Below are 21,334 nucleotides of genomic sequence, written 5' to 3'. Positions count from 1 at the left end.
TAGCCAACAGCGACAGAGCACACGAAGCGGGGCGGTCCAGGATCGAGGCCCCAACGATAGTGCTGCCCACTGACAATCAAGGGCGCTGGCACGCGGGGGCGGTCAGATAGATAGGCAGCGTGCCTCTGAGCTGCGACGGATGTAGTAGTTGATCAACGCGTCTTGTGAGGGCGGACAGTCGACGACAGCTCGTCCTCAAGCACCCACACGAATGCCACCCCAGCCCGCGGCAACGTCCAGCCATCGAAGCTGATGTTCACAGTCTTCGCCTCGTCCATACGGCGCGACTGCTCCACGCGAGTCGACTGACTGCTGGAGATGTAGTCCACCGTGTTCATGCGTCTGATGCCTGCGGAGGCGTAGTCGAGCTGCACGTGCAGCCCCTTCGCCGGCCGCGGCAGATCAAGGTAGAGCACATGGCCGTGACGCTGGACAAGAACGCGATAGGTGTAGGCAACAGTCATCTCGTCAGCTGAGGCCTGTTCGCCCAGGCTTGCGGCGTAAACCTGGGTGCCAGCGCTTGAGGTGCGCTGGATCTCCCTCTCCTTGCCGTTCACAGCGAGGCTGATGAGCTCGAAGACCTCGGGATCTTCCGCTGCAAACCCACCTGAAAGATCGAAATGCCATGCCGAGGTGATCGCCGGGTCGCGCAGCATCTCCTTATACTCACGCTCATCCGCCACACAGGCGAAGCGCAAGGTAGGGCTCGCAGACCGCACCTTGTACTCCCACCGCACCGTTGCCACGAACATCGAGCCGTGTCCGAAGGCAGGACCACCTGCCCACGGCCGTAGTGACACCGACACCTCGACGTCCCGCCACCGCTCCGCGGCGTTGATCACCTGATCCCGAACGTCGGTGTACAGATCCTTTGCCAGTTGCTTGTCCTTGAGTCGTAGAGCCAGCGCGTTCGAAGCCACCCGATCGAGCAGCTCGTCCGAGGCAGCGATGCTCTCCAGCATCTCCGGCTTGAAGGCAAGGCTGTCGATCACGGCGCCGCTGAACGCCGGAGCTTCTTGCCGGATCGCCTTGCCAATGCGCCTGTCCAGCCGCCTCTCACCCGCCGCACGGTCGAGGATCTGGAAGTAGATGCCCAGCACCCCGAAGCCGAAGAAGCCTGCACCGAGTTCTCCCAGCGGGATCGGGACAGGGAAGTGCAACAGCCACTCGATGGCTGGCGGCCATCTGTTCAGTATCAGCAAACCGACGCCGATAACCGTCGAGAGCACCGCGATGAGCTGTGCCTTAGTTTCGTAAAGCTGGTCGAGTGTGTCCTTCATTCACCATCGATTGTAGCAAGCATTGTACTAATTGTTAATAGCCACCAGCTTTGCCAGACACACAGGTAGCACCACAGATCGCCGAGACCGCTCAGGCTGGTTGGCCCACGCCGCACTAGGGGATGAATGTTCTCGCCATCGCCGAGACGTAACACCTTGCGAACCACATCCGACGTAGGGGTGTGACGCGCGCCGCCTAGCTGCGACGAGCGGCAGCCACACGCCGCTGATCGGTCGATCCAGCGATCCCGATACCGCAGTCGAACGACTACGCTGCGTCAGAATTCTGCAAATCCGCGAATAATGGCCATTATTTGTCCAGAATGAGCACGCTCTCATCGGCTGACAAGGTTGTCACAAAACCGAACGCCGTTAGCTATTTCAAGCTGCGCGAGGTTTGGCGTGGCGAGTTGCGTCCGGCTTATCAGCTCGGCCACACTTAAACTCCGCATGACCGGCTAAATCTGCCGTTCGGCGCAACGCCTCGAACCGAAGGGTGACGACGCCCGTTGCCTTGAGGCAGACTTGATCACGTTCGGGTTACGCTACGATCCCTGAACATGCAAACGCGGCCCCCTGCGCCAACAGGAGACCGCGTGAAGCTCCACCCCATCCGCCTGGCCTAGCAACCAGCATGTCTTTCGGAGGAAGCGCGTTGAGTCTAGGGCTGTTGCCCGCGTTCCACTAGAGCCACAGCCGAGTGAATCGGCCGCTCAGGTGTTCGCTTGCGCACAAGCCCCGTCGAGGTCGATCGACCTTCTCCGTCTTCACAGTCGCGTTTGGTGACGCTCCTGCGCATCCGAGACGTCGGGCACGACGTCTTCGCGATCAACGCTTGAAGCACTGCGGTTGCCGGGCTCTTGCTCAGCACGAACCCGGGAACCGTTGGCGCACAAGTACTTGCGCAGTCAGCGCTCTCACTTGCCGTACGGCTACGGCCGTACACATCAGACTCAACGTCACGGCGGGCGCACGCCATCTGGCCGCGCTCGTCGTTGTAAGGCAAGGACGACTCACTTGACAGGCAAAGCTCTTCCCACCGGCCCCGCAGCGCTCTACCGCTTCCCAGCCGGCCTCCCCCTTACCGACTACCTCAAGCTGGCCGACGGCGCAGAGGTTGAGTTCGACGGCGCCATGGAGATCGCGGACGCACCTGCGCATGTACTCGCAGGCATGCGGATCGTCGACGAGGCGAAGTGGGCACGGCACCCGCGGCGGGTAACCGGCCTCGAACTCGCGTTGTCAGCGATGACGCCCTTCACCGTGGTGCTCACTCAGATCGATGAGAACTGGGTGATGGCCGCATGCTGGGGTGCCAGCGCGCGGCATCTACTCGACGATGTTTTGCTCGACGAGGGCTTCGGGTTGCGGTTCGGCATCCGTCGCCTCGACCCCGCGAAGTTGCGCACGTTGAACAGCAACTCGCTTGACACCAGCTCCCGCAGCAAACAGACCTCGTTCCCGCAAGGCCACTCACTCTCTGGCTTCGGTCTTGAGCCAGCTGGCGAAGTGGTCACGCGGTTGACAGGGCCGGCCAATCTAGAAGGCCTCACCTACCACGCTGCGACTGATGGGCGAGCCTTGCAGATCAGGTGCGGCAACTCGCTGCACATCCAGGTAGGCCGCTCGCCAGAAGAGTTCGTCGCTGATCTCCGTGTTATCTCCCGCATCGTGGACTCCAGCGACGAGGACTCGCCGCTGCGATTCCTCAACGAGGTGCGCCCGGTTGGCTCCAACCACCCGCTGAAGGCCGAGCTCGAGGCTCGGTTCGCCGTGGCACTGGGCGGCGATGAGCGCTTCGGCTCGATCGGGATCTGCTGGCCTGCCGCGGTGCACGGCGTGGTGGAGGGTGCCGACTCCTTCATCACCACGAGCGTCGGGGGTCTCGGCCCGTTGCTGCTCAACGCCGACTTCGGCGTCGAGGAGATCACCGCTCGGTTCGCGCACATCACCGAAGGAGCCCGCCTCGCAGAACTGGAGGCGGCGCGGCTCGTACCGTGCGAAGACGACCAGGGCCAGGAGGAGCTCTGCCGGCCGATCTCGATGTTCAAGTGGATCGCCTTCGAGACCAGCATCGGCGACAAGACCTTCTGCCTGCAGCAGGGGCGGTGGTACGAGCTCAGCAAGGACTCCATTGACCGGGTCAACGAGCAGCTGGCCGAGCTCATCGCGAACAAGAGTTCGCTGCTGTTCCCCGTGTGGGAGCGGCAGAAGGGCAAGGACGACGAGCACCGCTACTGCGAAGACGAGCTTGCGAAGCAGCCGGGGTTCCTTTGTCTGGATCAGGACTTCGCGAAGACGCCGATGCATCCGAAGCTCGAACTCGCGGACGGCATCGGCCCCGATGACGAACTGATCCACATCAAGTGGCCATCGCGCGCCGCTGAACTCGGACATCTGTTCAACCAGGCGCAAGCGTCGGCCTGGTCGCAGCGTCTTGAGCCTGAGGCGCTGCAGCAGCTCCGGGAGAAGGTGAAGGCGCTGGACAGCACCCGCACACTTACCGACCGGCCGCGGACGGTGGTACTGGCGCTCGGTGGTCGCCCGTGGGAGGTCAAGAAGATCTTTCCTCTCACGAGGGTCAGCCTGCTGCGCTTGAACCAGGAACTCACGTACCTCGGCATCAAGCTGGAGTTCGCTGACATCCCGTCCGTGGCGAAGCCGAAGAGCACGACAGTCGCGGGGCCGTCGAACGGACAGGCGGCCTAAGCCCGGCGCAGGGCGGCCGCCGGCCGCTTCGGGTTCAATACAAGGCGAGAGCCCTGGGTGTTAGAGGCACCCAGGGCTCTCGTGTGTGCTGGCGGGCTATCAGGTGCCGCCCCCGCCGCCGCTCATCGCGATGCGCATCTCGCCACCCCCTCAGGGAATCCGGTGAAGATGGCCGATCGGCCACCCGGCGACGATATCCGATTTTGGGATATTTGCAATGCCGGTTGTGCCCTTTGCGGATGGACAAGTCGATCTACTCGGCGGCGTACCAGCGGCTTTGTGGACTTCTCCGGGAGATCCGCGCCGAGGCAGGGCTTACCCAGGTACAGGTGGCAGAGCGCCTCGACGAGCCGCAGTCGTTCGTGAGCAAGTACGAGTCCGGCGAGCGCCGGCTCGATGTGGTGGAGCTGCGCCTGGTGGCCGAGGCGCTCGGCACAACGCTGCCCGCAGTGATCTCAGAACTGGAAGCCAGACGGGAGTCGTAGGGCGTTTATATCAAGCTGGCGGCTCAAACGAGCGACGTTTGGCGAGCTCCCTGTTAAGCACTTTCAGCTCACCCCGGATGATTCTGAGGTGCTCCGCAACGTTGTGGATATCTTTTCGATCAATGTACGTCAGTCCTGCAGCCCAGGCCAAATCCAGGATGTAGGTTTCCCGATAAGTTCGATACGCCGAATCCCGGTACTCCACAACTGCCTGATAGGACTGCGGCAAGCCTTCATCCAACTGCTCCCGCATCGAGTCAAACACGGTATCAATGCGCTTGCGCGGCGGCATGGTAGGAATCCCGTTGCGCAGCAGACTGGAGTCGAGCAGCTTGGCAGCACGCTGTGCGCTACTGACTTGCAGCTCAGGCGTGAAGCGCAATCGAACATCGAAGGCGGCAGTCGCTCCCAAGTTTTCTACAACCAGCACAATGATGAAGGGCACCGACGGGTGCCGCTCGAAGTCGACCATTACGAACGGCTGTGCCTGCTCAAGCCGCAGCTTGCGCGCCTCGCGGATCTGGCCGACGACAAGGAGAGCCGCTGATGCCGCAACGAGGAGGGCAGCCCACGGCGCGACCGCCGTCCAGTGCACCGCAGTCCATGTGAACGGGTTATACCAAACCATCGGCTCCGGGCCATCCGGCACCGCGCGCATCAGTGCACGCCCAACAGCCGGGCCAAGAACCAGCACAAGTTCTGCAAGTCCGATGACCCAGAAGGCCGCAATGCGCACGCGGCGCACATGAGGAGGCATCATCCCCGGTGCGCCTGCTCAAACTCCTCGATGATGCTGGTGGGGATACGGCCACGGTCCGAGAGCTCGTGGCCCTGGTTGCGTGCCCACTCACGGATGGCCTTCGTCTGCTCCTTGGTGCGGGACTCCGCCACGACGGTGCGCGTGGTGTTCGAGGCCTTCCTGGCACGGCCACTCGTACGGCGAGCGCCGGCAACGAAGTCGGCCAGAGCGTCACGGAGCCTGGCAGCGTTGTCCTTCTTGAGGTCGATGTCATAGGTGACACCGTCCAGGCCGAAGCTCACGGCTTCAACATCCTCGGCAGCGGTGCCGTCAAGGTCGTCAATGAGCTGCACGAGAACCTTCTGCGCCACGGGCGTACTCCATTTGGTTGTGAGGCTTCGTGTTAAGACGGTGACTTTAGCAAGATCACTTTGGAAGCTGGTGCACCAACACAGAGCCTTCAGCAGTAACACGAAGGTTCGCCGAAACGACGCAGCGAGCGTGCACCGCCGTGGAGCCCGCGATGTCGACCGGCGCCGGCTCGAACTGCTGGCGGCGGTGTTTGTCGTCGTGGCCCTGGTCGACGTGGTGGTGGCGGTTCAGATGTCGAGCTGGTGGATGACCGGGGCGGGCGCGAGCTCCACCGCAGTTGCCAGCTTGTTGCTGGTACTCCGCCAGCGCATCGCAAGCCACCCTCTCGAGAGGAGCCGAGATGACCAGCGCTGCCGTACCTGATCGCGCACAGCTGTCGAGGGAGTTCGACGAGGCAACACGGGAGGGCTACCGCTTCCTGGTGCGAACCATCAGGTACCAGGCGAAGGCCTTCATTCATATGGTCACGATGGACGGCGGCGAAGCCACAGCTCACACGCTGCTTCGCACGTCAACTGTGTCGGACGGGTTCGAGCGGCTGCGCAGAGAAAACATGCTGCAGCACAGCATCGAGGCGCTCGTGCTGAACCCGCGCTACGCCGAGCTGTTCGCCGAGCATGAGCTAGAGATCGCACGGACTCGGCTTCAGGCAGTCGGCTTCGATGTTGAGGACTACCTGCGAAGCCTCCCACCGCAGTAGGTGAGGACTCAACGCCCACGACGACGGGCTACCGCCCCTTGAAGTCCGCCGTTGAGGGCCTTGATGATCGCCGGACGCTCGACTGGCTTGGTGCCCCTCAACGCAATGGCCATCGCCACTGTGCGGCACACCGCGAGACCCAGCACTGCGAGCAGGCCGGTCAACCCGATGCTCGACCACACAGCTACCTCCCAAGCAGCACATCGTCACTGCTTGCGGATTGTTGCAGGCAACCGCGAACTGAAGTAGTTCCACGACAGGTGAACAGGAATAGCACCTGGTGAAACTTTCGAAGGGTCTCTAAACGGCTTGAAACGCGCCTAAGGCGTACGTGCATCCTCCACGCCGCGAAGCAACTCATCGGGGTCCGGGATCCGGAAGGCGGGCAGCTTCTTCACCAGCCACTCCTCCTCGAAAGCCACCTCGGTCTGCTGTTCCACGAGAGCAAGGCAGGCGGCGCGGAGTTCACCGGGCTGGAGCCCAAGCCCTTGCGCCCAAGCGGGGATGACGTCGTCGGGCGCGGCCAGCTCCGTGCCCAGCGTCGGCTCGAAGTACGCCGTCACCTTGCCGCTGCGGGCTTCGGTGATGCGGAACATTCCGTTCGCGTTCCAGTGCACGGAGAAGAAGTGGCCAACGCCTGCGGAGGCACGGCGAGCGATCTCCGGCACCGTGCCGCTCCAGCCGTTGTTCTCGAGTGCCACGACAGCGTCCTGGTGCCCGAACACCTGGAAGTAGAAGTCGTCACCGTCATCGAGCCCGGCATCCTCAGCCTCGACCGTGGTCATGAGCTGGCGCTGCTCGGGGTCGCCGCCGTAGATGCGCACCACCTCATCTGCGCCTCGGCCCCGGATGACGGCGAAGGTCATCACCACATCGAGCTGCTGCACCCACTGGTAGCGGTCGATCAACTCCCGCACGACTGCTCCTTCGCGATGTCCACGCCCGCGTAGGGCCCGGTGGCAATCTTCTCCGGGTTGGTGATCACCACGGTGAAGGCACTGCCTTCCACGATGCCAGCCCGGCGGTACTCCTGCCGAAGCGTGCCACCTTGGCAGTTCTGTTCGCGCAGGGGCACTTCCATGATGCGCACGTTGGCGGGGATGCCGCCCTCAGCGCTTGAGGCGAAGGCGTACTCGTCGCAGCTGCCCTTGGCGAACTGCGCTTTGAAGTTGCCGCACACGGCAGCACGCCGGCCTGCATCTGAGCCAGGAGCTCCCTTGTGCAGAGCGAACGGCTTGCCCTCCACCCACGCCAACGAGATGTTCTGCGCGATGAACGGCATCTTGGCGGCGTCGATGAGGACGACCTTCAAGTCGTCGCACTGGCGCTGCTTGAGCAGCTGATCCGCGGTGCACTTGTCGGTCTTGGGCTTGGCGCCGGGCGCCACCTGGTAGGCGACAGCGGTATCGGCAGTGAGGTCGCCAAGGAGATCCGGGAAGCCCGGCACCAGCTGCGGGCCGAGTACGACCATCGCACCACCGATCAGCAAAATCGGCAGGATCCCTAAGCCGGTCTTCGTCGCCACTGCAGCGCCCCCTCAGGCATCCGTCCTCGTGGCCTGAAGTGATCGATCTCCACTTCAAGCGCGAAAGCCAGGGTCTCGGCTCAGCGACCCTCAGGAACAGGACGGTTTGCGGGCAGAAACCGGACAGCACCGTGCTTGAACTGCGCAAACTCTGGAGCACACGTCGTGGTGCTTGGTGTTCTTCCCGCCTCACGAGGTAGCTAGGCAGGGCCGCGGGTGGGAATCATGGAGAGGTCACCTTCGACCTCAAGGAGCCTCGGATGAGCACCGGCAGCACCAGCACCACCGTGCGCACGCATGATGGATTGAAGCTCGCGGGCACCTTCGACGCGCCTGATGGTTCGCCGCGGCACTCGGTGTTGTTGGTTCACGGCGCTGGTGTCACCCGCGAAGAGGGCGGCTTCTTCACGCGACTCGCCGCGGGCCTGGCCGAGGCCGGCGTTGCCTCGCTGCGGTTCGACCTTCCCGGCCACGGTGAGAGCGAAGGTCGACAAGAAGATCTGTCGCTCTCTGCAGTGCTCAACGCCATCGACTCTGGGCTCGACCACCTGAACGAGCTCGCGGGCGTGACGCCGCCGTCGATCATCGCCGCCAGCTTCTCCGGTGGCACCGCGGCCTACTACGCAGCGAAGCGGCCAGAGGCGATCGGCCGCCTGGTGCTCTTCAACCCGCTCATCGACTACCGGAAGCGCTTCGTCGACGAGAAGAAGGCATGGGAGAACGGCTACATCAACGATCGAGGCGCCGAGCAGTTGCTCGAGCAGGGCTACCTCGGCCACTCGCCGACCTTCAAGCTCGGCAGGCCGATCCTGAACGAGGTGTTCTGGCTGCAACCACGGACGGTGCTTGGCCAGATCACTGCGCCCACCTTGATCGTGCACGGCACCGAGGACACCTTCATCCCAGTGGAGTCATCTCGCGAGGCGAACCGCCAGCTCACCTGTGAGCACCAGCTGCTGGAACTCGAAGGCTCCCAACATGGGTTCGCCGTCCACGACGACCCCGAGTACGCGCATCCTCAGAGCCAGAAGTGGCAGGCCGAGGTGATCGGGGCTGTCACCAACTGGCTGAGCTGACTACCATCCGCGCCCACGCTGCTGTTGGCGCTCGAACTCCCTCTCCTCTCGGCGCTGCCGGGTCATCTCCGCTATGTCCAGCACGCCACCGGACTCCATGACACTGGCGATCATCTGCTCGATCGCGGCAGCCGGAACGACGTAGCGCGTACGGAGCCTGACTGCGGGGAAAGCGTCTTCGCGGATCGAGCGGTAGATGGTGGCGACATCAACGCGCAGCAGCTTGGCCGCCTCAGGGACGGTGAAGAAGAGCTTCTTCGGTTCCTCGGCTGAGTTGGTCACGCTGCCAGGCTGGAGGCGCCCCACTGCGAGCTGCTGACCACGAACCAACGCGGGAGAGAAGTTAGGCTGTCTACCTGCAAGAATCGCAAACTTCAACGCCAATCTAGGGCAACATCAGCGCTTGAGCAGCCACACAGCGGCTCGCATCGGCGATCGGATGCTCTCCACAGTGCCAGCACCTCGACGCCGCTCAGCCAGCTGTATTTGGATCACCGGTAGATGTCTCCATGGAAAATAATTTCCCGCAGCTCCTTGATATTCTGCATGGCGTTCGCAAGCCCAACCAAGGTGATCGCAGCAAGAGTGATGGCCATCCGATTCTGGAACCTAATATGTGACTTCAGGGCAGCGATCGGCATTCCGTCGTAGTCTTCCGTGGCGTCAGCGATCTCCTCTTTACGCCGCAGATGCTCTCGGTTATTCATCAAGGTCATCACCATCAGGCCACCGGCGAAGGTCAAAGTTGGCCCCAGCGCAAAGGCAATTTCCAGGGAGCGCTGCATGGTCAAGGGCTCAAGATGGCGATACACAAACAAGGGAACAAAGCCGAAGACGAAGGTCAGCCCCAGAAAAAGGATGCCATCTTGGAACAAGTTGAAAGATGTGGTGTACCGCGTTCGAAGCTTCTTTAAGCCAGCCTGTGCTGCGTACCCGACACACATCAGGATCGTCAGTTGCACCACGACCACGATGACCACTGCACCCAGCGCTCTTAACTGAGTTTCCGGTATACCCGGTCCACTAGCAACGCCGGCAAGAAGCCAGTAGGAGTTGACTGCCGACAGCATCCCGAGTCCTACGGCAGTAACATACAACACAGGGGTCGGAGTTTCGCGATTCAATCTACTTACATTACTGATGATGGACTCATAGGTAACCAGTCCCATCACGATAGCTGCAGCACACGCCCACGGTGCATAGTAAAATCGATGCGGGACAGCTTGAATCGAAATTATTAGCCACACCCACGCCGCGGTTCCGAGAATAGCTGGCAAGAAGACCCATAGCTGACGCCGTTTAGACTGCGGCAAGTACCTAGCAAGCAAAGCTGTTGTTCCGGCGAGCAGACATACGAATCCCGCACCGAACAGAAGCACTATCAGGCTGAGCCACTCACTTTCGCCACCCGGCTGGAACCCTTTGCTTACGACTGCGCCTCTGGTCAAAGTGAGAACGGCTACGACCGCCGCAAAGTAGGTTCCTACCATCCACGTCCATACCTCACGTTTCACGCTCGCAACAGCATGACGCGCTCTTTCAGATTCGGCCGTTGTCGCCGCCCCAGCAGCCTCCATGGTTTCCGTCTTGTCAGCGACACTTTCAGCCTCGACGAGGCGCTGAAAACGATGATCTGTCAGCTGACGCGTGACTGTCACCTGCAGGAAGGAAGCAAGCGCGAGAGCCGTGGTGAGCACTATGGGGTTCGCCACGATTCCAGCATCGGTCAGGTACAGACCAGCTGCGGCTACGATTAGCAGGTGCACACCAGCCGCAAGTAAGTCCACCCACGACACCTTGAAGCCAAACCCACTCAACAAGAAGAGTGCACACGCACCCATCGCTACGATAGGCGCTATCAAAGCTACTGTTATGTTGTTTGGCCATTGATTGATCGCCCCGGACATATAAGTGACGGACACGAATGTGGCAGCAACAAGCTGTATGCCTGTCGCCCAGGTCAGGCTCTGCGCCTCTCTTCCAAGCACGAGTGCAACACAGACCCCCAGCGCCACTACGCCGAAGATGGCGATCCGATAGTGCCAAGGCAGATAGGTGGCGATGATGATCGTACTGACCCATATCAGGATCGCTGGTACGCGAAATAACACACCCAGCGCTGAGTCGCGGGCTACGATGATAATTAGGACGAACACACCGATAGCGGCCGATGCTACCGCACCCCAGGTAGCAAGCTGAGCGAAGGTGAAAGGACTGTCGATACCATCCCGAACCACCAGGGTGGCGAAACCGACCTCCGCAAGGACGAAAGTGGTAAGGGGTGCTCCATGGAGCGATCCCGACTTGGGCGAAGTAGATCTGCGGCGCCGGGTCAAGCGGTAAAGGAGAACTCCAAGCAGCACAAGAAATACGCTACTCACCCCGGCAAAGAAGGCGGCGTGGTACCAACCCGCCAACGTAAAGCGGTGCGGCTCGGGCAGCGTCCAGTTAAGTCGCGGGGCGGGATCTAACAGCCACATAACTTGCACGACCGAACCTATCAGCACCCCAGCCCCAGCCAGGCTGAATATGAGCGGACGTGGCACTGGCTGACCCGCACCATCGACCCGCGAAAGAATCACGATCAATGCGGCCGTAGCGACCGGCAGAAAAATGCCGTCACCCCAAGTTGCCGAGTAGAAGTCATACAGGCCGGGAAGTTGCTGCGCTGAGGCACTTGAGTTGAGCCAAAACAGATTCATCATGCCGAAGCCCATGATGAATACAAGAGATGCTCCGACGCATGCTAGGAGTCTGGTGGCGCGCACATTTTCTCCTTCGTCGGAGTGAGTTACATGTCACTTCGACGCCCGGACGCTGACCGTTACAACCTCCAGCATTTGATCTGACTTCTCTACCCAAAAGGACCAATGCAGTGATCGCTGATGAGTGTTATTCATGTCCGCGTGACAGCAGTAGATGATCGCTGCAAGCACTGGCGGACCACACCAGCTGGTCTGAGGAAACCTACTGGTTCGGCGTCAATGCCATGACGGCCAGGCACAAGATTGCTACAACTAAGATGCCCTAGAGGGCGGTTTGCAGCTCCTTGACCGCCGGGCGGTTCTGCCACGGCGTGAGCACCTCGACAACACGTTGCAACTCTCGGCGCGTGCGCTGCGAGCTAGAGCTGCTCGCCCTCTTCGCCGACTCCAAACCTGTCCTTGCGGCCTCATCCGGCTCGCCGGCCAGCGCCAAAGACGCCGACATCCAGGAGAGGAAGAAGCCGTAGTCACGCCAGGAGAAGTGGTTCTCCGTGAGTGCCTCGCTGTAGAGGTCGACGCTCCGGCGCGGCTTCCCAGCTTCCGTGAGGCAGACGGCCGTCTGCATGGTGAGCAGCGTGTCGTTGTAGTGCGCGCCAAGTGCGCACTCCTGGCTCATGCTGCTAGAGAGCAGCTGCCGTGCCTCGCCGAGCTTTCGCTCGACGGACGCAAGCGACGCTCCAAGCATGGCTTCAGCGCGCGCTTCCTGTTGCGCTGCTTCAGCTTGCACGCGAAGTGGCAAGGTCCACGAACCACCGCGTACAGCCTGAGTCAGATCGAGCATGCGGTGCGGGTCGCGCTCGTCGTAAGCGAGCTGTGCCTTCTTGAGGAGCACGTAGCCCTGCATGGTGGTGTCCCCAATTACCTGTGCCCACTCAATCGCGCGGTCATGCCAATACAAGGCTCGGGTGAGATCGCCGGCATCTCGGTACAACCAACCTGCGAACTCTCCACACTCCGCACCGAGCGAGAGCAGTTGATGCCGCACACCCGGCTGCACCTCACGCGCAGCTTCCTCAATCGCACCAAGGATTCCGAGCACGATCGGGAGTGGCGGCGTCTTCATTGCCTCTGAGCCACCGTCGCTTGACTTGCAGCTGACGAGCTGCGCCTTCAAGCGCTGCACCAGATCGGTGTCGAAATAGCGGCGCGCATCTTCCATTGCTGCGGCGATGTGTTGGTGCGCCTCAACATCCAGGGCAGGGAGCGCCGAGGCAACCAAGCTGAACCTCAGCAGAGAGCGGCGGCTTAGTGGGCTCATCGCGTCCTCTCGGCTCTCCGTGGCGAAGGTGGGAAACCCGCTTCCCGCAAGGGTTTTCGGATCGACGGGCAGCAGGACTGGCTTGCCGTCCACCAGAACCGGAAGCATCACCGCACCTGGTGGCACCGTCGTGATCTCAGGCGAAACCACTTCGCCCACCACCAACGCCTCGTGCTTCACGGTAGCCGTCAGGAGTTCGTCAAGTCCTTCAAGTGTGACCTGAAGACTGCGAGCCAGCTTGTCCCGGATCCACGGCTGGGGCCCTTTGACGAAGTCGCCGGTGTCCCAACGGCGGACGGTGCGCACGTCGATGCCAAGGCGCTCGGCAAGGGCCTCCTGGGAGAACCCCATCGTTTCGCGCCGTCTGGCGAACGGACTTGGTTTTTCGTCCACCATCGCCCCTCTCCCCGTGCGCCAGGCCTCCCATTTGGCCAGGTCATCGCCCCGGCGTCCGGTTCATGTCCGGAAACCGCCGATCCATACGCCCTGTGTTTGGCCCATTACGAACCGGTTTGGTGAGAGTACGGCCACACCCGGCCGGACAGCAACGGCGGCGGGAGAGGGTATGACCAGGCAAAAGACGCTGACGCTCGTTGGCGCTCTCGATCCACTCCGCACGCTCGACCGCCTGACCGAAATCGCCGTCGCGGTGTTCGCTTGCCACCTCAACACCGCCGAGTGCTGCACCGTCTGCGGCACCAGTTGGCCGTGCCAGCAAGTAGTGCTGGCCGATCACAACCTGGCGGTGCTGTAGCCGTGAATCCCCCAGACAGGCAGGGTCGGCGGTGCTGCGCACCCCCCGAAGCCCACCGCCGATCCTGCCGCCCATCCGGCAAGCGTCCGCTCCTCTGCTACCTCCGTGTGCGGCCAGATACACCCGAAGTACGCGTCGAGGTGTTGCGCCGCACCATGGCGGCGTTCGCCAGTCTCGAAGGCTTTGTCATCACGCGCGTCCTCGTGGACAAGTACTTCGAGCACACCACGGCCTTCGCTGAGCTTCTCGCCGCAGTAGATGAGGGCGAGGCCTCGCACGTTCTCGTGCCTGCGCTGCACCACTTTGGGCATGCCGAAGGTGTGCAGCTGGCGATCAAGGAGCTGCTGGAGTCGAAGAACGGCACCCGCGTACTGGTGCTGTTTCCCGAACTCCGTACAGGAGCCGCACCGTGACTCTTCTGCAAGCTCACGAACAGGGTGCTGTGGTGTCGCATCTTCCTCAGCCCCGTGGCGAGGTTCGCGTGTTCGAACTTGACCTCGTGGCCGTACCGAGCGCGATCACGTGTGCCCGGCTCCTGGTGGGATACGCCGCGATCAAGTGGCAGCTCGCGCCTGCGTGCGAGCAAGAGCTTGGCGATGTCGCCAAAGCACTCGTTCAGCAAGCCATCACCACCGAGAGCGGAAGGCCGGAAGTTCTGAACTACCTGGCCTTTCGCCTGCGCCTGGTTCCGCGAGCCGTCGTGGTCGAGGTCTGGGACTCCCGCACAGAAGCACCGCCGTCGCTCCCTGCCAGCTCCGCCGACGATGGTGGCTACGACTTTCCAGGCCGAGGCCGACGAGTGATGTGGTGCGCCGTCCGCAGCAGGCTGGCCCAAGAAGAGCCCGGGCTCAACACCCCGGCCGGCATCCCGCGGCGCCAGCGGCTTCAAGGCCCGGTTCGCGACAGCGTTGCGGTGCAGGATCCGCAGCTCCTGAGACGCGTCCTTAGTGGACTCCGGGCACTCGACGCCAGTGATGGGGCCGGAGCCGACCGTTCCTGAGACCAAGAACAGCTCGACACCGATGGCGTTCACCCACGGCTCGCTACTCGCTTGGCCGCGCCCACCTTTGAGCGACAGGGCGCGGCGTTCATCAGCACCGTTCTATCGAGGAGGGAACCGCAGCTCATGACCGAACTGGCACAGCTGCCGCTCACGCGTCAGCGTGGGCTTCAAGTAGTCGAGCGAGCCACCAAGCTTCGTGCTGGTGTGGTTGGTCTCGGCAAGCAAGCGTTGGAAGATCACATACCGGGTCTGCTCGGCTCGGACGCTGCCGAGCTCGTGGCCATCTGCGACTCAAGCGGCGAAGTACTCCGCGAACAGCAGTTCAAGCTTGGTGTGTCCGGCTACACGGATGCCGAAGCGATGTTCGCCGCTGAGCAGCTCGATCTCGCTGTGGTGTGCGTGCCGCACAACGAAGGGCGCCGAATCGTTGAACTGGCGGCGGTGCACGGCATCCACGTACTGAAGGAGAAGCCGTTCGCCACCTCGGTCGCCGAGGCCAAGCAGCTGGCGGAAGTGTGCAAGGAGGCCGACATCCGCCTCATGGTGACGCTGCAGCGGCGCTTCAACCCGATCTACACCTGCTTCCCGCAGCTGGCAGACCAGATCGGCACGCCGATGATGGTGAACGCGGCCTACACGATGCACACCACCGATCCCTCAGAAGGATGGCGAGGCCGCTCAGAGCAGGCAGGTGGTGGCTGCATCATCGACATGGGCTACCACCTGGTGGACATGCTGCTCTGGTACTTCGGCCTGCCGGATCGCCTGCTGGCCGACATCTCCACAAGCGCCCGGCCGGATCGCAGCTACGACACCGAAGACACCGCGCTCATCCACTTCAGCTACGACAGCGGGCTCTACGGCTCCTTGTTGCTCTCGCGCTTCATCGGCCCGAAGGCTGAAGAGATCCGCCTTATCGGCAACAAGGGCATCGTCCACCTCGAACGTGGCCGGATTCGCCGGCTGTCCAACGGCGGCGAAGTACTGGAGTCGCTCTCCCGCGAGCAGGCGTGGCCCTCGGCCGCGGTGAGCCAGATCAACCACTTCTGCCGGGTGATCGAGGGCATGCGGGAGAACGTCAGCGGCCCGAGCGAGAACCTCGCCCACCTGGCCTTCATCCAGAGCTGTTACGAGTCCGCCCGTTCGCAGACACACGTCAATCCGAAGGAGCTGCTGTGAACTCGCCCCTGGCACTGCTCGGTGGAAACCCGGCTATCCGACAGCCTGCGCCACATTTCAACTGGCCTCCGATCACCGATCGCAGCCAGAAGGTGGTGGCCGAGCAGCTCACCGAGAGCATCTCCATCTACGACCGCTCCGGTGTGATCGCGGAACTGGAAGACGCACTGGCCAACTACTTCGGTGTGAAGCACGCCGTCCTGATGAGCTCGGGTACGGCGGCGCTGCACGCGGCCTACGCCGCCTGCGTAATCGAGCCCGGCGACGAGGTGATCGTGCCCGCCTACACCTTCTTCGCTACGGCCACGCCTCTGTTCCACCTCGGAGCGATTCCGGTGCTGGCCGACTGCGACGAGACCGGCAACATCTCCGTGACGGAGGTGGCGGGGAAGATCACGCCGAACACCGCGGCGATCGTGGCCACGCACATGTGGGGCATCCCGGCCAACATGCCCGCCCTGCGAGCACTCGCTCAGGAGCACCACCTGGCCCTCATCGAGGACGGCTCCCATGCACACGGCGCCAGCCTCGATGAGCAGAAGGTGGGCAGTTTCGGGAAGGCGGCGGCGTTCTCGATGAACGGGCCGAAGCCGCTGTCGGCGGGTGAGGGCGGCTTCATGCTCACCAACGACGACGAGGTGTACTACCGAACCTTGATGTTCGCGCACTACAACAAGCGCTGCCGCAGCGAGATCCCGTCGAGTTCCACACTGCACCGCTTCGCCATCACCGGGACGGGGCTGAAGTTCCGCATCCACCCGCTGGCCGCGGCGTTCGCGCTCGACCAGCTCGCTCACCTCGACGAGTACCTCGCCGGCCGCGCCGAGATCGCGAACCTGATCTGCACCGAACTCGCAGAGGTTCCTGGCATCTCGGTGCCGCAGCTGCCGAACAAGCATCAGGCCGCGTGGTACGGCTTGCCGCTCACCTACGTGTCAGATGAACTCGGCGGCCTTCCCGTCGAGCGCTTCCACCAGGCGCTGCTGACAGAAGGTCTCAGGGAGGTCGACCGGCCCGGATCCACCTGTCCGCTGAACCAGCTGCCGCTGTTCCAGGATCCGGGTGCGTTGTTCCCGTTTCAGCGAGAGCTGGAGCACGTGCAGTACTGGCCGGGACAGTTCCCGATCGCCGAGACGGTTCACCACCACACCCTGAAGCTTCCGGTCTGGCACCGGGAGGAAGATGTGCCGCTCGCGCGTGCCTACGTGGATGGCATCAAGAAGGTGGTCGAGCACCACCACGACCTCAAGGGATGAAGATGATCGACTCCGCATTGCTCGACCGGCTCGTGACCGAGGCCGAAGCGGACGAGGTAGCGCAACTCGTAGTGGGAGCCGTGGTCGAGAGTGAGGGCAAGGTGCTGCTGCTCAAGCGGCCCGCAGATGACTTCATGGGCGGCATCTTCGAGTTGCCGAGCGGCAAGGTAGAGCTTGGCGAGGACTTGAAGACGGCCCTCGTGCGCGAAGTCGAGGAGGAGACCGGACTCCAAGTCGCCGAGGCCACGGCGTATCTCGGCAGCTTCGACTACCTCTCGGGCAGCGGCAAGAAGAGTCGGCAGTTCAACTTTGTGGTGACCGTGACCGTGACCGCGCCCGAACCCGTGGTGCTGCAGGAACACGATGAGTTCCAGTGGGCGCCGATCGAGGAGGAACTGCCGGTGACCGATGCAGTGAAGCAGGTGTTCGAGGCGTATCGCGAGCTGCAGGCGAACTGAGAGTCTCCGCGGTGGCGCCCCTGGCTCAGGTCAGGGCGCCACCGCGCCGGGTGCCAGCTGCAATCTAACGCGTAGCTACATGACCAATATGTGTCATGATATTCCTTTGGCTCGCGAGCGAGGAACCCAACCGGCAGGAAACAAGGCCGGAATCGGAATTGATCCGATCCCAGTAACAATAGAAGCCTCGGCAGAGTTACGGACAACTCGATTTGCAAGCTCACCATATATATCCTTAAGCAATCCGACTGATGCAGGCTCTGCACGCCTCTGGTCAATGACACTTCTCAGCCATTGCAAAATATCTTTAATGGCCTCCGCAATCTCAGCCCAGTCCATGGCATCATACGAATCGAAAAGCTCGACCGAATCCACGCGGCTCCACTTCATCTTCACCTCGCCTGCCGCGAGAAGGTCTTCAGCTTCTTGAAGATTCTTTTCAGCCATCTTGTAAGAGTGCCGGAAAAAAACCGAAGCGCACGCACTATACGCAAACCTTCGCCGCGCTTCTTGCGCAACGAGCGGCCACAACTTTTCTTCAACCACGTGTGATGAACTACCAAGATCTAGCCTGGATACGAGTGCAAGCTCAGAAAGCCAACGGCCCGCAATTGTAGTCACACTCCAGCGCTCCTCGGCGAGCGTAAATGCGTGACGGAGCGGGCGCTCAAGGCCGAAATCTAGTTGCGACACCCTGAGTCGAACCTCGTCTTTACGAGATGCGCGAAGTTTGCGCCAGATGCATTGTGCAAGCGGATTAACCCGAGCAAATGGACCGTGATGTTCTACGAGTCCTGCGTCAATCAGCGGTTCTACAGCCTCCTCGTACACGAGCAGTGCATGCGTACGCTCCGTCTGCTTGATGAGCGGAAGCCTCATAAGATACGACATGACGTGCTCGGCAGAGATTCGCTCATGGTGCGTGTAGGCAAAAAAGTCCAACGCCTCAATCGAGCGAGGGTGCTCACGCTCAAGCTCAGCGATTGTTTGCTCGATCCTTCGAGTTGGCCGCTGTTGCCGCATTCGACGAGCAAGTGCGTCGAGGAAAACACCGGCATCCGCCGAAATTATGCTGCATGCGGTTGCAATCGGCATCTCCTCGGCCAGTAGGTACTCACTAGCTTGGCGAACAAGCGGCGGATCGAAGTTCAGCAGAAGCGCTAGGTGATAGGCCTCTGCTTCATCGACTGCCTCAAAAGCATCCCTCACCGCCTGGATTGATTGCCCCTCATCCATCACTTCAAGCGATGGCGCTAACTTAAGGAAATCCTCGTAGGCAGCACAGGTATCTGCAACTTGCACGTCTGGCGACGCAGTCGCTACCACACTCGAAATCCCGTGAGGATCCATCTGAACCTCAAAGGAGTACGCCGCGTCAACAAGGACAATCGCCAACGATCGACGTAGTTTTGCCACCCGTTGCCGAACTCCGCTGTTCGCATTAAAGAGGCCGGCAGTGTGCGCTAGACGCCTAAATAGATGACCATATCTTTTGCCATCCACAATTTCCAGATCCACAGAAACGACATGCGGAAAATCTGGGCCCCCGTCTAGGTTGAAGAGCAGGAACGCCGCTTCCCGAGAACTGATCTTTTCAAAACTTTCGTCGAGCTGTTCTATGCCGAAGCGTAGAACACGCTCAAGCGTCGCGGCGTCCCAACCCCCAGGCGCAAGGCGGCCCGAGATTTCTTTAAGCTTCGGCAGGCTAAGCGGTATAGTTTTTCCCGCCCCTTCGAAGGCGCGACTCAGCACCCGCCGAGCAAGTTGGTTCAGCTCCTCCGTGACCTTGTCGATCAAGCTGTCGCGTTCCACATCGCAAGTATGCACATCCTGGTGACGTATAGTCCACGCTTTACCGGATCGTACTAATTCGCTCGCCCCGTTGCGGCACGAGCTCGGACGCGCATCTGAGCTTCCTCCATCCGTCCAACGACGGCCGTTGCCGTTGCATCATCAAGCAGCTCTTCTTCGATTAGTCCATACAGAATTTCGTCAGCAACGTTTCGTACCAGTTCCTCTCGATCTTCTAGCATATGGATACAACTGTCGATGACAAGATTTCGGTTCTCCGAATCAGCGTCATAGTGCCGAACGAGCGCTTCCGCTATGTGAAGCATGCCCGTCGCCTTTGTCCACTGATTGTCGGTAACCGTAAGCGCCGAGTACACTTCCAGCGCTTTATCAGGGGATCGTTCCGTTAGGCGCTCAAGATCCGCACATATGATCATATCGAGGTCACTAATTGCCCTCAATGGCGTGGCAGTCTTCTGCTCTTCGTCGTTCATCTCGCAGATTGATTCAACCAGGCCAGCAACCTGCTGAGGCGACAGCTTTTCTAAGTTAAATACATCTACGGGAAGTTCGTACCGCCGTTCCTGTTCGGCTGTTGGCATTTGTTCATGATTCATGGTATTTCCCTTTATTTACAAGATCAACTATGAACCACGATTGCCGCTTTTTCAAGCCCTGAGCCCGTCAGCGGCACCCGCAGGCACGCTTATGGCCGCCAAATCCTCCTCTATGGAGATGCCGCTCGACTTGCCGCCTAGCAACGACGAGAGCGCCAAGTCGAGCGGCAAACCGTAGCCACCCTCGGCTCCGCTTCCTACGTTGGCCGTAATCGGCGAATCCGCCGACAAGCCCAGGCCGAAGAGGAGCGAATAGCCATGCCGCACAACCGCCACACCAAAGACATGCACGCCGAAGAACGTCAGCTCATCGAAGTCCAGCAAGTGCAGATGGAGAGGCTTTCTCGCGCGTTGCAGAACGAAGCGAACGGCGCCGAAATGCCGCTCCTTCCAGTGGTCAACCCGAAGAAGATGCAACGAAGCGCGCGCCGGGCTCAAGCCAGAAAGCACAAGCCCGCGCGCTATCGGAACGCCGGAACACAGTCCTTCTAACTAGCCAGCTCTCCGGGGCCGACTGCGCGTCGGCCCCGGTTTTTCTCAGCCTAGAACCAACAATCTGAAGGGACACCTCGTCATGTTTACTCAGGACAGCAAGCGCGCACTCACTGCGGCTGCTCTTATTCTCGCGACTCTCACATGCGGCTGCGCTTTCGAATCCTCGCCCCGTGGCGAACTCGGCGCCGATCAGGACCTGCTGAAGACCTGTGACCCGGCGGCTCCGCCTGCGTCATTTGTCCAGATCGACGGCACCGGCTCCAGCAACTCGGACGCCATCGCGGCCGAACGCATGACCGCAGTCGAGGCCATCGCCCGCCGCACCGCTGTGTGTTCGGGCTACCTGCGCGTGACGGTCTTCAGCTCCTCGAGCGCGGCCACCGCCGTATTGTTCGACGGCGCGCTCAAGATGGACGGCGCCACGGAGAACGCCCGGTTGAAGCGCGTGCCGGAAGCCGTCAGCGATGTCATGAACAAGGTGCGCTCGGCGTACGCGCCGGCCGTGCAGGCGTTGCCGCAGTCTGGCTCGGACATCACCGCACAGCTCCGGCTCGCGGCCGAGTGGAAGCAACAGCTCGGCGGTAACTACTGCCTGGACCTGACCGTTTTCTCCGACGGCTTCCAGAACATCGGAGTGGATCTGGGCGCCCGAGCTTTGAGCAGGCAGGAAGCTGAACGTCTGGCCGAACAGCCGGCGGTTCCGAAGCTTGCCGGAGCGTCCGTGGTTGTCGCAGGGCTGGGGCGTGTGGCTGAAGGTGCGCCGCCGTCCGCGGTCGTCGAAGGCTTGGTCAGCTACTACACCAAGCTGTGCCAGCGCACCGAGGCAAGCTCATGCACGGCCGTCAGCGACTACGCCACCGCCACCCGCTAAT

The 21,334-nt window shown here is 61.6% G+C and carries 23 protein-coding genes; 12 read left to right on the top strand and 11 right to left on the bottom strand.

From position 1 onward, the window contains the following. Positions 1-152: 152 nt before the first annotated feature. Positions 153-1,280: a hypothetical protein gene (locus tag AB0M48_RS35195; RefSeq protein WP_363850120.1), complete on the bottom strand. Its 1,128-nt coding sequence runs from the start codon at positions 1,278-1,280 to the stop codon at positions 153-155. A gap of 1,017 nt (positions 1,281-2,297) precedes the next feature. Between AB0M48_RS35195 and AB0M48_RS35190 the strand changes: the two genes are divergently transcribed. Together AB0M48_RS35190 and AB0M48_RS35185 are read left to right on the top strand one after the other, a co-directional pair. Continuing rightward, positions 2,298-3,989, top strand: a complete 1,692-nt coding sequence (locus tag AB0M48_RS35190) for a TIGR04141 family sporadically distributed protein (RefSeq protein WP_363850117.1) — start codon at positions 2,298-2,300, stop codon at positions 3,987-3,989. Between the two features lie 239 nt (positions 3,990-4,228). Further along, a complete protein-coding gene (locus tag AB0M48_RS35185) occupies positions 4,229-4,474 on the top strand; it encodes a helix-turn-helix transcriptional regulator (RefSeq protein WP_363850114.1) in 246 nt (81 codons plus the stop codon). 10 nt (positions 4,475-4,484) lie between these two features. Here AB0M48_RS35185 and AB0M48_RS35180 read toward each other — a convergent pair whose 3' ends face one another. Together AB0M48_RS35180 and AB0M48_RS35175 are read right to left on the bottom strand one after the other, a co-directional pair. Next, entirely contained in the window at positions 4,485-5,210 is a 726-nt protein-coding gene (locus AB0M48_RS35180) for a hypothetical protein (RefSeq protein WP_363850112.1), read from the bottom strand. 20 nt (positions 5,211-5,230) lie between these two features. Continuing rightward, positions 5,231-5,584, bottom strand: coding sequence for an Lsr2 family protein (locus tag AB0M48_RS35175; protein ID WP_363850109.1), 354 nt, complete (start codon positions 5,582-5,584; stop codon positions 5,231-5,233). Between the two features lie 130 nt (positions 5,585-5,714). Here AB0M48_RS35175 and AB0M48_RS35170 point away from each other — a divergent pair, with 130 nt between their 5' ends. Together AB0M48_RS35170 and AB0M48_RS35165 are read left to right on the top strand one after the other, a co-directional pair. Continuing rightward, positions 5,715-5,948, top strand: coding sequence for a hypothetical protein (locus tag AB0M48_RS35170; RefSeq protein ID WP_363850107.1), 234 nt, complete (start codon positions 5,715-5,717; stop codon positions 5,946-5,948). After that, the gene (locus tag AB0M48_RS35165; protein ID WP_363850104.1) at positions 5,926-6,285 is read left to right on the top strand and encodes a hypothetical protein; all 360 of its coding nucleotides are present in this window, start codon (positions 5,926-5,928) and stop codon (positions 6,283-6,285) included. The genes AB0M48_RS35170 and AB0M48_RS35165 overlap by 23 nt, the downstream gene beginning before the upstream one ends. A 320-nt stretch (positions 6,286-6,605) precedes the next feature. Here AB0M48_RS35165 and AB0M48_RS35160 read toward each other — a convergent pair whose 3' ends face one another. Together AB0M48_RS35160 and AB0M48_RS35155 are read right to left on the bottom strand one after the other, a co-directional pair. Further along, a complete protein-coding gene (locus tag AB0M48_RS35160; RefSeq protein WP_363850101.1) occupies positions 6,606-7,202 on the bottom strand; it encodes a DUF6461 domain-containing protein in 597 nt (198 codons plus the stop codon). Further along, on the bottom strand, positions 7,190-7,810 hold the full coding sequence (locus tag AB0M48_RS35155; protein ID WP_363850098.1) for a NucA/NucB deoxyribonuclease domain-containing protein: 621 nt from the start codon (positions 7,808-7,810) through the stop codon (positions 7,190-7,192). The genes AB0M48_RS35160 and AB0M48_RS35155 overlap by 13 nt, the downstream gene beginning before the upstream one ends. A gap of 260 nt (positions 7,811-8,070) precedes the next feature. On the opposite strand from AB0M48_RS35155, the gene AB0M48_RS35150 reads away from it, so the two are divergent. Further along, complete coding sequence (locus AB0M48_RS35150) at positions 8,071-8,886, top strand: alpha/beta fold hydrolase (RefSeq protein WP_363850096.1); 816 nt, start codon at positions 8,071-8,073, stop codon at positions 8,884-8,886. Here the strand turns inward: AB0M48_RS35150 and AB0M48_RS35145 are convergent, their stop codons facing one another. The 3 genes from AB0M48_RS35145 to AB0M48_RS35135 all read right to left on the bottom strand — a co-directional run bounded on the left by AB0M48_RS35145 (position 8,887) and on the right by AB0M48_RS35135 (position 13,305). Beyond that, positions 8,887-9,168 (bottom strand): helix-turn-helix domain-containing protein, encoded by a 282-nt coding sequence (locus AB0M48_RS35145; protein ID WP_363850093.1) that lies wholly within the window; start codon positions 9,166-9,168, stop codon positions 8,887-8,889. Between the two features lie 209 nt (positions 9,169-9,377). Beyond that, the gene (locus AB0M48_RS35140) at positions 9,378-11,654 is read right to left on the bottom strand and encodes a hypothetical protein (protein ID WP_363850091.1); all 2,277 of its coding nucleotides are present in this window, start codon (positions 11,652-11,654) and stop codon (positions 9,378-9,380) included. A 259-nt stretch (positions 11,655-11,913) separates the two neighbouring features. After that, complete coding sequence (locus AB0M48_RS35135; protein ID WP_363850089.1) at positions 11,914-13,305, bottom strand: helix-turn-helix transcriptional regulator; 1,392 nt, start codon at positions 13,303-13,305, stop codon at positions 11,914-11,916. Between the two features lie 169 nt (positions 13,306-13,474). Here AB0M48_RS35135 and AB0M48_RS35130 point away from each other — a divergent pair, with 169 nt between their 5' ends. From AB0M48_RS35130 to AB0M48_RS35105, 6 genes are all read left to right on the top strand, one after another. After that, positions 13,475-13,663 (top strand): hypothetical protein, encoded by a 189-nt coding sequence (locus AB0M48_RS35130; protein ID WP_363850086.1) that lies wholly within the window; start codon positions 13,475-13,477, stop codon positions 13,661-13,663. A 155-nt stretch (positions 13,664-13,818) separates the two neighbouring features. Beyond that, a complete protein-coding gene (locus AB0M48_RS35125; RefSeq protein ID WP_363850084.1) occupies positions 13,819-14,076 on the top strand; it encodes a hypothetical protein in 258 nt (85 codons plus the stop codon). Then, positions 14,073-14,663: a hypothetical protein gene (locus tag AB0M48_RS35120; RefSeq protein WP_363850082.1), complete on the top strand. Its 591-nt coding sequence runs from the start codon at positions 14,073-14,075 to the stop codon at positions 14,661-14,663. Before AB0M48_RS35125 ends, AB0M48_RS35120 begins: the two co-directional genes overlap by 4 nt. A gap of 126 nt (positions 14,664-14,789) precedes the next feature. Further along, positions 14,790-15,845 carry a Gfo/Idh/MocA family oxidoreductase gene (locus tag AB0M48_RS35115; protein ID WP_363850080.1) on the top strand — a complete coding sequence of 352 codons (1,056 nt, stop codon included), beginning with the start codon at positions 14,790-14,792 and terminating at the stop codon, positions 15,843-15,845. A gap of 95 nt (positions 15,846-15,940) precedes the next feature. Continuing rightward, the gene (locus AB0M48_RS35110; protein WP_363850077.1) at positions 15,941-17,101 is read left to right on the top strand and encodes a DegT/DnrJ/EryC1/StrS family aminotransferase; all 1,161 of its coding nucleotides are present in this window, start codon (positions 15,941-15,943) and stop codon (positions 17,099-17,101) included. A gap of 2 nt (positions 17,102-17,103) precedes the next feature. Continuing rightward, a complete protein-coding gene (locus AB0M48_RS35105; protein WP_363850315.1) occupies positions 17,104-17,559 on the top strand; it encodes an NUDIX domain-containing protein in 456 nt (151 codons plus the stop codon). Positions 17,560-17,652: 93 nt separating this feature from the next. On the opposite strand, the gene AB0M48_RS35100 is transcribed toward AB0M48_RS35105, so the two are convergent. From AB0M48_RS35100 to AB0M48_RS35090, 3 genes are read right to left on the bottom strand one after another with little or no spacing between them, the layout of a single operon-like run. Next, a complete protein-coding gene (locus tag AB0M48_RS35100) occupies positions 17,653-19,371 on the bottom strand; it encodes a hypothetical protein (RefSeq protein WP_363850074.1) in 1,719 nt (572 codons plus the stop codon). Positions 19,372-19,424: 53 nt separating this feature from the next. Then, positions 19,425-19,967 carry a hypothetical protein gene (locus tag AB0M48_RS35095; RefSeq protein WP_363850071.1) on the bottom strand — a complete coding sequence of 181 codons (543 nt, stop codon included), beginning with the start codon at positions 19,965-19,967 and terminating at the stop codon, positions 19,425-19,427. A gap of 51 nt (positions 19,968-20,018) precedes the next feature. After that, positions 20,019-20,405, bottom strand: a complete 387-nt coding sequence (locus AB0M48_RS35090; RefSeq protein ID WP_363850068.1) for a hypothetical protein — start codon at positions 20,403-20,405, stop codon at positions 20,019-20,021. Between the two features lie 136 nt (positions 20,406-20,541). Here AB0M48_RS35090 and AB0M48_RS35085 point away from each other — a divergent pair, with 136 nt between their 5' ends. Then, positions 20,542-21,333: a hypothetical protein gene (locus AB0M48_RS35085; protein ID WP_363850066.1), complete on the top strand. Its 792-nt coding sequence runs from the start codon at positions 20,542-20,544 to the stop codon at positions 21,331-21,333. Position 21,334: the final 1 nt, after the last annotated feature.

It is taken from the genome of Lentzea sp. NPDC051208 (assembly GCF_040682435.1).
Classification (GTDB): Bacteria; Actinomycetota; Actinomycetes; order Mycobacteriales; family Pseudonocardiaceae; genus Lentzea; species Lentzea kristufekii.
Note: the sequence above shows the minus strand (reverse complement) of the source record. Positions and strands in the feature narration are given on the sequence as shown.

What these genes read in the sequence shown, in the direction of transcription:
- AB0M48_RS35115 (WP_363850080.1), top strand. Translation starts at nt 14,790, where the DNA reads ATGACCGAACTGGCACAGCTGCCGCTCACGCGTCAGCGTGGGCTTCAA.
- AB0M48_RS35165 (WP_363850104.1), top strand. Translation starts at nt 5,926, where the DNA reads ATGACCAGCGCTGCCGTACCTGATCGCGCACAGCTGTCGAGGGAGTTC.
- AB0M48_RS35185 (WP_363850114.1), top strand. Translation starts at nt 4,229, where the DNA reads ATGGACAAGTCGATCTACTCGGCGGCGTACCAGCGGCTTTGTGGACTT.
- AB0M48_RS35135 (WP_363850089.1), bottom strand. Translation starts at nt 13,305, where the DNA reads ATGGTGGACGAAAAACCAAGTCCGTTCGCCAGACGGCGCGAAACGATG.
- AB0M48_RS35195 (WP_363850120.1), bottom strand. Translation starts at nt 1,280, where the DNA reads ATGAAGGACACACTCGACCAGCTTTACGAAACTAAGGCACAGCTCATC.
- AB0M48_RS35085 (WP_363850066.1), top strand. Translation starts at nt 20,542, where the DNA reads ATGTTTACTCAGGACAGCAAGCGCGCACTCACTGCGGCTGCTCTTATT.
- AB0M48_RS35130 (WP_363850086.1), top strand. Translation starts at nt 13,475, where the DNA reads ATGACCAGGCAAAAGACGCTGACGCTCGTTGGCGCTCTCGATCCACTC.
- AB0M48_RS35105 (WP_363850315.1), top strand. Translation starts at nt 17,104, where the DNA reads ATGATCGACTCCGCATTGCTCGACCGGCTCGTGACCGAGGCCGAAGCG.
- AB0M48_RS35095 (WP_363850071.1), bottom strand. Translation starts at nt 19,967, where the DNA reads ATGAATCATGAACAAATGCCAACAGCCGAACAGGAACGGCGGTACGAA.
- AB0M48_RS35125 (WP_363850084.1), top strand. Translation starts at nt 13,819, where the DNA reads ATGGCGGCGTTCGCCAGTCTCGAAGGCTTTGTCATCACGCGCGTCCTC.
- AB0M48_RS35150 (WP_363850096.1), top strand. Translation starts at nt 8,071, where the DNA reads ATGAGCACCGGCAGCACCAGCACCACCGTGCGCACGCATGATGGATTG.